Source organism: Rhizobium sp. NRK18 (assembly GCF_024385575.1).
Lineage (GTDB): Bacteria > Pseudomonadota > Alphaproteobacteria > Rhizobiales > Rhizobiaceae > JANFMV01.
This window is the reverse complement of sequence record NZ_JANFMV010000001.1, coordinates 1732787-1744103: the sequence shown is the minus strand read 5'-3', so window position 1 is coordinate 1744103 and position 11317 is coordinate 1732787. Positions and strand designations below refer to the sequence as shown.

The 11317-nt window shown below is 61.3% G+C and carries 10 protein-coding genes; 3 read left to right on the top strand and 7 right to left on the bottom strand.

Annotated elements, in window-relative coordinates; genetic code table 11:
• Positions 1-124: 124 nt before the first annotated feature.
• Positions 125-961 carry a glycosyltransferase family 25 protein gene (locus NN662_RS07985; protein ID WP_261929756.1) on the bottom strand — a complete coding sequence of 279 codons (837 nt, stop codon included), beginning with the start codon at positions 959-961 and terminating at the stop codon, positions 125-127.
• Positions 962-1203: 242 nt separating this feature from the next.
• Here NN662_RS07985 and NN662_RS07980 point away from each other — a divergent pair, with 242 nt between their 5' ends.
• Positions 1204-3156: a methyl-accepting chemotaxis protein gene (locus tag NN662_RS07980; protein ID WP_261929755.1), complete on the top strand. Its 1953-nt coding sequence runs from the start codon at positions 1204-1206 to the stop codon at positions 3154-3156.
• A 77-nt stretch (positions 3157-3233) separates the two neighbouring features.
• Here the strand turns inward: NN662_RS07980 and NN662_RS07975 are convergent, their stop codons facing one another.
• Complete coding sequence (locus tag NN662_RS07975) at positions 3234-3836, bottom strand: LysE family translocator (RefSeq protein ID WP_261929754.1); 603 nt, start codon at positions 3834-3836, stop codon at positions 3234-3236.
• Positions 3837-4044: 208 nt separating this feature from the next.
• Here NN662_RS07975 and NN662_RS07970 point away from each other — a divergent pair, with 208 nt between their 5' ends.
• Entirely contained in the window at positions 4045-4890 is an 846-nt protein-coding gene (locus NN662_RS07970; RefSeq protein ID WP_261929753.1) for an aldo/keto reductase, read from the top strand.
• A 91-nt stretch (positions 4891-4981) separates the two neighbouring features.
• Positions 4982-5335, top strand: a complete 354-nt coding sequence (locus NN662_RS07965; RefSeq protein WP_261929752.1) for a DUF1428 domain-containing protein — start codon at positions 4982-4984, stop codon at positions 5333-5335.
• Positions 5336-5351: 16 nt separating this feature from the next.
• Here NN662_RS07965 and NN662_RS07960 read toward each other — a convergent pair whose 3' ends face one another.
• From NN662_RS07960 to NN662_RS07940, 5 genes are all read right to left on the bottom strand, one after another.
• Positions 5352-5702 (bottom strand): ribbon-helix-helix domain-containing protein, encoded by a 351-nt coding sequence (locus tag NN662_RS07960; RefSeq protein WP_261929751.1) that lies wholly within the window; start codon positions 5700-5702, stop codon positions 5352-5354.
• Positions 5703-5824: 122 nt separating this feature from the next.
• The gene (locus NN662_RS07955; protein WP_261929750.1) at positions 5825-6415 is read right to left on the bottom strand and encodes a DJ-1/PfpI family protein; all 591 of its coding nucleotides are present in this window, start codon (positions 6413-6415) and stop codon (positions 5825-5827) included.
• A 177-nt stretch (positions 6416-6592) separates the two neighbouring features.
• Positions 6593-8371 carry a methyl-accepting chemotaxis protein gene (locus NN662_RS07950; protein ID WP_261929749.1) on the bottom strand — a complete coding sequence of 593 codons (1779 nt, stop codon included), beginning with the start codon at positions 8369-8371 and terminating at the stop codon, positions 6593-6595.
• Between the two features lie 394 nt (positions 8372-8765).
• Positions 8766-9338 (bottom strand): acetolactate synthase small subunit, encoded by a 573-nt coding sequence (gene ilvN / locus NN662_RS07945; protein WP_261929748.1) that lies wholly within the window; start codon positions 9336-9338, stop codon positions 8766-8768.
• A gap of 16 nt (positions 9339-9354) precedes the next feature.
• Positions 9355-11133 carry an acetolactate synthase 3 large subunit gene (locus tag NN662_RS07940; protein WP_261929747.1) on the bottom strand — a complete coding sequence of 593 codons (1779 nt, stop codon included), beginning with the start codon at positions 11131-11133 and terminating at the stop codon, positions 9355-9357.
• Positions 11134-11317 lie beyond the last annotated feature (184 nt).

Genomic DNA, 11317 nt, shown 5'->3' with positions numbered 1-11317 from the left:
GCGACTTGGCAGGATTCGCCGGAACAAAGCAAGTCCGCATAATGTGAAGCGTCTTGAGAGAGCGCAATCTGTGGATGCGATCGGCAATCAGTGAGAGCCGGTGTCGGCAAAACGCTATGACGTGTCAGCCCCGACCGCCGTCCCAATAGGGAATCCGCATCGACACGAACGGGCGCCTGATGAACTCGCGAACCGCGCAGCCCAGCATCCAGCCTTGCATTGCGATCCGCCGCATCTCTCTTGCCGCCTTCACGACTGGACCTGAAGCGGTGGCCGGCAGCCGGGACATCTGCATGACCTGCCTGTCGCGTCGCTCCAGTTGGATGTCGCTGCGCCAAAGCCCCTCTTTCTCGCGCGTCGAACTGCCGGGGGCACATAATCCTGGGATGACCTGCAGCGTATCCACGTCATGGAAGCTCGGGCAATCGGGATCGAAAAACGTATGGTCGATCGGAAATTCAAAAAGCCGCGGGTCGGACATGAAGCGTCGGGCGCAAGAAGCACGCATGATGTAGCCACCGAAACCGAACTGCAGCGTGAAGAAGCGCCGCAACTCGACCCCGCAGGACAGAGCGGCCGTATCCCGGCTCAATCGCACGCGGTCCAAACGGGTTTCAAGCCTGAGAATGTCGAATGGCATCGCCAGATCTTCGGCGTCTTTCAGGAATGCAGGCAACAAGGGCGATAGTCGCATGTCATCTTCCAGAAACAGAGCTTGTTCCGACCCCTGGTCAAGCATGGCCTGCCAGGCCTTGCGATGGCTCAGGACGCATCCGATCTCGGCCGGAGCCAGTCGATTGAAGTTGAATGCCTCTACATCAATCGCGACGCCGCAAGACTTGACGTCTTGTGACGAAATCGCGGCCACGCGCTCCGCGGTCAGCGCGCATTTCGCCAACTCGGCTTCCATGAAGGCCCGCCGGTCCGGGCGGCTATCGAGATTGATATAGAAAATTCTCATTCACATGCGACCCGCGTCGAAAACATAAAATTGACGCTGACTTATTTGACGTAAACTCGGCCTTCGCCATACGTCCATTTTTGACAGACAGGCTGGTCTTCCGCGTGCGAAAGCGAGGCGCGCCGGCATTGTCTGTTACCGTACATGCATCAAAACGGATCAGGTTTTTTAACCAATTGTCCCTAGCCTGCAATTTTGACGAGCTTAGCTCAGAGATAAGCTGCTGTGTATCGGGTGGAGACATGAAACGACTGACATTCCGGCGTCCGGGAATCCGCGCCACGCTTATTGGCACGATTGGCGGGCTTGCGGCCCTCTCGGCCGTCATTTCCTGGGCATCGACCCAGTCCATGGAAACGATCAACACCAACAGCAGTGCGATTACCGAGACCTGGCTGCCGAGCGTTTCGATTTCCAAGGATCTCGTGATCGCCGCCGGCAAGCTGCGCGAAACCTATGCGGCCCATGTGCTCGCTGCCGACAAGAACGCCAAGGCCGCCGCCGAAAAGAAAGTCGCGGCCGCCAACGCGGACCTGGACGGACTTCTCGACAATTATGCCGCGAGAACCACTGACGAGAAGACCGCCAAGTCGATCGACCAGTTGAAGAACCAGATCGCCTCCTACAACAAGATGGGCAAGACGGTCCTCTACTATTCCGGCGCCGGCCGCGACAAGGAAGCCAAGATGTATCTTGGCACCATGAGTAATATTGGCAACACGATCGAGAAGATCGTCGGCCAGCTGGTCACCGACAGCGAGAACGGAGCGGCAGCAACAGCGACGAAAAACCAGGAGCTGATGCGCTCGGCTACCCAGCTCAATTATATCCTCGCCGCCATAGCCCTCATCGGTGCGCTTCTGGCCGTCGTGTTCGTGGTCAAGAGCATCGCCGCCCCGATCCGCCGCATCACCCGATCCATGCGTGATCTCGCCAACGGCGATACGGCCAGTGAAATTCCCTTCGTCGGCCGGTCCGACGAGATCGGCGCCATGGCCGGAGCCGTCGGCGTCTTCCGCGAAGCCGCCATCGCCAACCGCCGGCTGGAGCAGGAGGCTGCGGACAACCGGGCCAAGGCCGAGGCCGAACGCATCGAAGCCGAACAGCATGCGGAAGCGGCTGCGGCAGAGCGGCTTCGCATCGCCACTTCCGGCCTTGCCGAAGCGTTGAAGCGGTTGGCCGCCGGCGACCTCGCCTTCCAGATTACCGAGCCTTTCGCGACCGACTTCGAGCCACTGCGCCACGACTTCAACCAGTCGGTCCAGCAGCTCGGCCGGACGCTCACCGACATCACCCAGTCGATCTCGTCGCTCGAAAACGGCACACACGAGATCGCCTCGGGCATCGACGACCTGTCGAAGCGGACCGAGCATCAGGCCGCCTCGCTGGAGGAGACCTCCGCCGCGCTCGACGAAATCACCGCCAACGTGAACAACTCCGCCCAGCGCACAGAAGAAGCCCGGACCATTGCGTCCGAGGCCAACAGGTCGGCGGTCCAGTCGGCCGAGGTGGTCAGCCACGCCGAAGAGGCCATGCGCCGAATCGAGGAAGGCTCGCAGAAGATCTCCAACATCATCGGCGTCATTGACCAGATCGCCTTCCAGACCAACCTGCTGGCGCTGAATGCCGGGGTCGAAGCCGCACGCGCCGGCGATGCCGGCAAGGGCTTTGCCGTCGTCGCCCAAGAAGTCCGCGAACTGGCGCAACGCTCGGCCCATGCCGCCAAGGAGATCAAGGAACTGATCGGCCGTTCGGCCGGCGACGTCGAAGGCGGCGTCAAGCTGGTCCGCGACGCCGGACAGGCACTGACGACGATCGGCGGCTTCATCGTCGAGATCAACAGCCATGTCGAGGCGATCGCCGTCTCCGCCAAGGAACAGGCGACCGGTATCGTCGAGGTCAATGCCGCCATCAACGCCATGGATCAGGCGACCCAGCAGAACGCCGCCATGGTCGAGCAGTCGAACGCCGCCTCGGCATCACTGGCCGGTGACGCACAACGCCTGCGCTCTCTTGTCCAGCAGTTCCGTCTGGAAGATGGCGCGTCCGCCCAGGCCGGCGCCCTTCGCCAGACGGCGGCAAGCATGGCCGCCCGGCCCGCCGCGCCGAAAGCTCCCAGCCAGGCGCCGGCGCCGCGACGCGTCGTCGCCAGAGGCAATACGGCGGTGGCATCAGACAGCTGGGAAGAGTTCTGAGAATTTCTCGTCAAATCGATGACTGACCCAAGGGCCGCGCGGCAATGCTGCGCGGCCTTTACCGTTATAGGTCTGTCCTATTCAAGCATCGGCCACAAACTCACCACCAGCAGCACCGCCATGGCGATGTTGAACCATTTCAGCCGCACCGGATCGGCAAGCCATTCCTTGAGCAGCGTGCCGAAGCCCGCCCAGGTCGACGCGGTGAAGACACCGACCGCCATGAAGGCGGCACCGACGATCAATACGGGAATGAAAGTCGATGCCCCGCCCTCGGCAACGGCGTAGGTCGACATCGCGCCCACGGCCATGACCCAGGCCTTCGGGTTGACCCACTGGAAGGCGGCTGCCTGTGCGAAGGTCATTGGCGTTCCCGATATCCGCCCCTCTGAAAGCCGGCGCGTCGTCGCGATTTTCCAGGCGATATAGAGAAGGTAAGCCGCGCCGGCCGCCTTGAGGAACCAGTAGAGCCTCGGCGCGGCCTGCAGGACGGCGCCGAGGCCGAGACCGACGGCGACCAGCAGCGCGAAGAAGCCCGCCTCGATACCCACCAGGTGCGGCAAGGTCCGCCGGAAGCCGAAGTTGAGACCCGATGCGAACAGCATCATGTTGTTGGGACCCGGCGTGATGGATGTGGTCAGGGCAAACAGAAACAGGGCAAACAGAGTATCGACGGCCATGGACTTCTCCTGAAACGCCCGCAGGAGGTAATCGAACTCCGCCGCGCGTACCACGCAAACCTTGTCACCGCAACAAGTTTGACCAAATGCTGAAAAGACAGAGAAAAGAGCGCTCGCGCCCTTGTGTCCGAATGAAACAGTCACGATTTCATGGTAAGCTTACGTTGAAGTTGGCGCCTTTGAACTGTGACGCGTGAAAGAGGTCCAGATGTCTCGCAGGTATCCGTTGGTGACATTCCCGAACGGCAGGTCGGTTCCCGCGCTTGGCCAGGGCACCTGGCAGATGGCGGAAGGAAAGGCACCCAAGCCGCAGGAGATCGACAGTCTCCGGCATGGGCTCGATCGTGGCCTCACCCTGATCGATACGGCGGAAATGTATGCCGATGGCGGCGCCGAACGGCTGGTGGCCGAAGCGATCGCCGGTCGCCGCAGCCATGCGTTCCTGGTCTCCAAGGTCTATCCGTGGAACGCGAGCGCCCACGGCGTTCCGGAGGCCTGCGAGCGCAGCCTCAAGCGCCTGCAGGTGGATTTCATCGACCTCTATCTCCTCCACTGGCGCGGCAGTCATCCGTTGGAAGAGACGGTGGAAGCCTTCGAGCGCCTGAAGACGCAGGGCAAGATCGGCGCCTGGGGCGTATCCAACTTCGATGTCTCCGACATGAAGGAACTCCTGTCCGTGCCGGGCGGCGATCAAGTCGCCGCCAATCAGGTGCTCTACAATCTCAACAGCCGCGGCATCGAATATGACCTCCTGCCCTTCTGCCGCGAGCGCTCCATCCCGGTCATGGCCTATTCGCCACTCGGCCAGGGCGAGTTCCTCGAAGATCCGGACCTGATCCACATGGCGAAGGCCTATCAGGCCACCCCGGCGCAGGTAGCCCTTGCCTTCGTCCTGCGCCAGGATGGCGTCATCGCCATTCCCAAGACCGGCCAGGCCGCCCGCGTCGACGAGAACATCGAGGCTCTGGCCCTGGAATTGACGGCTGCCGATCTCAAGAGTCTCGATGCCGCCTTCCCGCCGCCCTGGAAAAAGCAGCCGCTGGCGATGATCTGAGAAGCCAACCGCTCCCCCGAATGTTGACTTTTGCAAAATACGTTTATATCAACGTATGTGTTCAGAATGAAAAATGGGGGAGAAAGCAGCCATGACCTATGTCGACGGGTTCGTATTGCCGGTACCGCGTGACCGCATGGAGGAATACCGCAAACTCTCAGAGGGCGCCTCGGTCCTCTTCAAGGAGTTCGGCGCCATTCGCCATGTCGAATGCTGGGAAGAGGATGTTCCAGACGGCAAGGTGACGGATTTCCGTCGCTCTGTTGATCTCAAGCCGGATGAAATCCTGGTCTTCAGCTGGATCGAATACCCTTCGAAGGAGGTCCGGGACGACGCCAACCAGAAGGTCATGAGCGATCCGCGCATGTCGGAGATGTTCGACGAAATGCCCTTCGACGGCCGCCGCATGATCTATGGCGGCTTCGTCCCCTTCCTCGATCGCTGACGGGCGGCCATGCCGCTCAATGATATTTCAGGCGTTCGCGTCCGAGAATGGCCGGGGCATCGAGCCCTGCGATCCGCTGGCCGAGATCGGTCGATATATCGCCGGAAAGCTGCAGATCGAGATAGCGCGCGCAGCAGACCCTGAGAAACGAGGTGAAATTGCCGAGATCGTGTCCGGCATCGATCGATTCATGATGGAGCTTGGTGATCAGTTGCACCACGTTCATCCCGTCTCGCCGGCCGATCTCCTCGAGTTTCGACCAGAAGAAGTTCTCCAGCCGCACGCTCGTCACCATGCCGTCGATCCTCAGCGATCGGGTGGTGCTTTCCCAGAGAGCCGCATCGGCCTTGATGAAAAGTTCGCACATCTCCTGCCTCCCATGGCCTGCGCGTCACCAACATACACCCAATTTGCCGCAACAGACAGCTTTCGCAGACGGGCAGCGGTCCCTCCGGTTTAACGAAGGGACCGTTCACCGACAGACCGCTATCAGGCAGCGTCCGACAGCGCGCCGGCGTCGAGCACAGCCATGAACTGGCGCAGCCATGCCGGATGCGCCGGCCACGCCGGTGCCGTCACCAGCTTGCCGTCCGCCACGGCGCCGTCGATCGCGATATCGGCATAGGTGCCGCCGGCAAGCTCCACCTCAGGCCGGCAGGCCGGATAGGCCGAGCAGGTCCTGCCCTTCAGCACGCCGGCAGCCGCCAGCAGTTGCGCGCCATGGCAGATGGCGGCAACCGGCTTGTCCGCCTTGAAGAAGTACTGAACCATCTTGATCACGTCGGCGTTGAGCCGCAGATATTCCGGCGCCCGACCACCCGGGATCACCAGCGCATCGTAATCTTCGGCGCGAACGCTGGAAAAGGTCGCGTTGAGCGTGAAGTTGTGACCACGCTTTTCCGAGTAGGTCTGGTCGCCCTCGAAATCATGGATCGAGGTCGCCACCGTCTGGCCGGCATTCTTGCCGGGGCAGACCGCGTGCACCTCATAACCGCAAGCCAGCAGTGTCTGGAACGGTACCATGGTCTCGTAGTCTTCGGTGAAATCACCGGTGATCATCAGAATTTTCGCCTGAGCCATCGTCTTCCTCCCTCGGTCGCAACGATGAAGGGAGTGTAGCAAAACGTCGCCCGGCACGGGTATTACGCGGATACTACATAGCCGATGGCGTGGCGGATGACGTCGCCGGAAACGACAGAGAGGGCGGCCTTTCTAAAAGGCCACCCTCCCCGATGCGTTCTGGCAGGCTGCGGACGATCAGAACTCCTGCCAGTCGTCTGCCTTCAGCGCCGTGTTGCCGACGGTCGCCGCAGGCCGCGGGCGGCTGGCAGCCGGCCTGGCCGGAGCACTGACGGCTGGCGCGCGCGTGGTCATGGTTTCCCCGCCGCGGCCGGAGCCTTCCGACAGGCGGAAGCGGCCGATCATCTGGCGCAGCATGTCGGCCTCCTGGGCCAGCGTCGCGCTGGCTGCGGTCGATTCTTCGACCATGGAGGCGTTCTGCTGGGTCATCTGGTCCATCTGGTTGACGGCCGAGTTGACCTCGGACAGGCCGGTCGACTGCTCACGCGCAGAGCTTGCGATCGCCTGCATATGGTCGTTGATGGCAACGATACGGTCCTGGATGGTCCGCAGCGCTTCGCCCGTCTCGCGCACCAGCTTGACCCCGGTCGTCACCTCGTTCGACGAATTGCGGATCAGGTCCTTGATTTCCTTGGCGGCCTGCGCCGAGCGCTGGGCCAGCTCGCGGACTTCCTGGGCAACGACGGCAAACCCCTTGCCGGCCTCGCCGGCACGGGCGGCTTCGACACCGGCGTTCAGAGCCAGCAGGTTGGTCTGGAAGGCGATGTCGTCGATCACGCCGATGATGTTGGAGATCTGGCCGGACGACTGCTCGATGCGATCCATCGCACCAACGGCGTCGGCGACGATCTGGCCGGAGTGCGACGCGTTCTTGTCGGCCTCCTGCGTTGCGACCCGGGCGTCTTCCGCCCGCTGCGAGGCGTTCTTGACGTTGACGGTGATCTCGTCGAGCGCCGCCGCCGTTTCTTCCAGCGAAGCGGCCTGCTGTTCGGTACGCTTGGAGAGATCGCTGGCGCTGTGGCTCATTTCGCGCGATCCGCTGTCGATCAATTCCGCCGATCGGGCGACCGACGACAGCGTGTTGTTGAGCTGGCTGACCGCTTCGTTGAAATTCTTGCGCAGCGCTTCGAAGTCGGCAGCGAAAGCCCGGTCGATCGAAACCGTCAGGTCGCCGCCGGCAACCCGGTTCAACGCCTCGCCGATGGTGTCGACGGCATAGACGCGCTCGGTCACGTCCATGGCATACTTCACAACCTTGGCTACCTTGCCCTTCTCATCGAAGATCGGATTGTAGGAGGCGTTGATGACGACACGCTTGCCGTTCTTGCCATAGCGCACGAACTCGGCCGCCTGGAACTTGCCGGCCCGGAGGTTTTCCCAGAACTGTCTGTAATCGTCCGAGGCGACATAGGCCTTGTCGACGAACATGCTGTGGTGACGACCCTTGATCTCGTCGAGCCGGTAGCCGAGCGCATCGCAGAAATTCTGGTTGGCGGTCAGGACTTCGCCTTCGGGGGTAAACGCGATGATCGCCTGCACGCGGCTGATCGCTTCCATCTGGTTCTGATAGTCGAGGTTGAGCAGGCGTTCCTTGGCGTTTGCCCATTCGACGACGAAACCCTTCACCGTGTCGCCGTCCTTGATGGGCGTGACCAGCAGATCAAAGGCGCGGTTGCCGACGTAGATCGTCGCCTTGTGCTGGCTCCTCAGAGCCGTCAGCATGCCGCGCTGATGGGCAGGGTTCTTGTGAAAAATGTCGATGTTGGCGCCGATCAGCGTCGCCATGTCGAACCGTGGCAGTTCCTTCTTCAGGTCGCTTTCAGCTTCCTGCAGCAGCCCGCGTACGGCATCATTCATATAGGTGATGTTGAGCTTCGCATCAGCGATCATCACATTCGCGCTGATCGTATTCAGTGCAGTCAGCTTTGCCTTCTCGGCACTACCCAATCCAAACATGCGCATCCACTCCTTAGTCCGAAAACAGATCCATGTCGCTGTTCGACAAAGATGGGGACCGGCGCGCGCTCCAGAGAAAGGGAGTTTTACGCTGCTCTGAGGAATACAGCTTCACTGCAAGAAATAGGATAAAATCATTTATGAAAAATTAAGCGTAAGCCACGCGGGAAGCCAGATACATGAAACAAAACAACAAATACTGTGTATCGCACAATATTGCGCCTTACTTCAGTCAGAAATTGACAAATATCAAGCAGAAAAGGCGGAAAAGACGACAGAATTGCAAGAGCGTGATCTGATCGACAGTCCGTCGTGTCGCAACAAAAAAGGCCGGCAGCAATCTCGTGCGGCCAGCCTTTCAGATCATTGCGCCTGAACCGGACGATACCCGGATTTACATGCCCTTCGGACCGCGATTCATCGCCGCCACGCCGGTGCGGCAGATCTCGATCAAACCGAGCGGCTTCATGATGGCGATGAACTGGTCGATCTTGGAGACCTTGCCGGTCAGTTCGAAGATGAAGTGTTCGGTCGTGGCATCGATCACCTTGGCATGGAAGGCGTCTGCGAGACGCAGCGCCTCCAGCCGATCCTCGCCCTGCCCCGACACCTTGATCAAGGCGAGCTCGCGTTCGATCGGCCGGTCATGGCCGAGCTCACGGGCGCGGACGGACAGGTCGACGACGCGATGAACCGGAACGATGCGCTCCAGCTGCGCCTTGATCTGCTCCAGCACGTGCGGCGTACCGCGCGTGACGATGGTGATGCGCGACAGATGCGCCTCGTGCTCGGTCTCCGACACGGTGAGGCTTTCGATATTGTAGCCCCGGCCGGAGAAAAGGCCGATGACGCGGGCGAGCACGCCCGGCTCGTTGGCAACGAGAACGGAGAGCGTGTGGCTCTCGGCGGCCTCGGTTTCCTTGGCGATGAAATAGGCCGAACCCGTCGGTTGAAGATGTGCGTTCATGGTTCCTGTTCCTTCCTCAGACGAGCTGGCGGCCCTTGGCGTCGATCGCATTGGCGACGGCCTCGTCGGTGGCCTCGTCCGGCAGCAGCATTTCGTTATGCGCCTTGCCCGAGGGGATCATCGGGAAGCAGTTGGCGAGATTGGCGACACGGCAGTCGAAGATCACCGGCTTGTCGCTGTCGATCATCTTCTGGATGGCCGCATCGAGCTCCTTGGGATCGTCGCAGGCAATGCCGACGGCGCCGTAGGCTTCGGCGAGCTTGACGAAGTCCGGCATCGCTTCCGTATACGAGTTCGACAGCCGGTTGCCGTGCAGGAGCTGCTGCCACTGGCGCACCATGCCCATGTACTGGTTGTTGAGGATGAAGATCTTGATCGGCGCGTTGTGCTGGATCGCCGCCGACATTTCCTGGATGCACATCTGGACGGACGCGTCGCCGGCAATGTCGATGACGAGCGCTTCCGGATGGGCGATCTGGACGCCCAGCGCTGCCGGCAGGCCGTAGCCCATGGTGCCGAGGCCGCCGGACGTCATCCAGCGGTTCGGCTGCTCGAAGCCGAAGAACTGCGCCGCCCACATCTGGTGCTGGCCGACTTCGGTCGTGATGTAGACATCGCGATCCTTGGTCATCTCGTAGAGCCGCTCGATGGCATATTGCGGCATGATGACATCGTTGCTCGGCGCATAGGCAAACGAGTTGCGGGCCCGCCAGCGCTGGATCGAGGTCCACCAGTCTTCCGTCTGCGCGGCGTCCGGCTTCTTGTCCATGGCCCGCCACAGGCGGACCATGTCCTCCAGAACCGTTCCGACATCGCCCAGGATCGGGATGTCGACGCGGACGTTCTTGTTGATCGAGGACGGGTCGATGTCGATGTGGATCTTCTTGGAATTCGGCGCGAACGCATCCAGGCGACCGGTGATGCGATCGTCGAAGCGTGCGCCGATGCAGACCATGACGTCGCAATCATGCATCGCCATGTTGGCCTCGTAGGAGCCGTGCATGCCGAGCATGCCGAGCCAGTTGTCGCCGGAGGCCGGATAGCAGCCGAGACCCATCAGGGTCGAGGTGATCGGGAAGTTGGTGAGCGAAACCAGTTCGCGCAGCAACGTCGAGGCTTCCGGACCGGAATTGACGACGCCGCCACCAGAATAGATGACCGGCCGGCGGGCCTTCGCCATCAATTCGACGGCAGCCTCGATCGCCTTGATGTCACCCTGCTTCTTCGGCTTGTAGCTCGGCTCGGCGACATGCGCCGAGGGGGCAACATAGGTGCCGGTGGCAAACTGGACGTCCTTCGGGATGTCGACGACGACCGGACCCGGGCGACCCGTCTGGGCAATCCGGAAGGCCTCGTGGATCGTCTCGGCCAGCTTGTTGACGTCCTTGACCAGCCAGTTGTGCTTGGTGCACGGCCGCGTGATGCCGACGGTGTCGCATTCCTGGAAGGCATCCGAGCCGATCAGCGTCGTCGGCACCTGGCCCGTCAGACAGACGAGCGGGACGGAATCCATCAGCGCGTCCTGCAGCGGCGTGACTGCATTGGTCGCACCCGGACCGGAGGTGACCAGCATGACGCCGACCTTGCCGGTCGAACGCGCATAGCCCTCGGCAGCATGGCCGGCGCCCTGCTCGTGACGCACGAGAATGTGCTGAATGTCTTCCTGCTGAAAAATCTCGTCATAGATCGGCAGCACCGCACCGCCGGGATAACCGAAGATGTGCTCGACGCCGTTATCCTTCAAAGCCTGCAGAACGATTTCCGCTCCCGTCATCCTGTTCTCTGTACCCGTCATCAGTTCCGTTCCGTTCGTCTTCTTGCTCGCCGGTATTTCCCGGCCCTGTTAGCCTGTTTGCGGACATAAAAAAAGGCTCCTTTGGGAGCCTGGTTTACCGCGCATGGGTGGCTATCGCCGGATGGTTACACCATCCTGCCCATGCGCCGTCCCACCACGAGAATAACTGCCGAATTTTTCATGG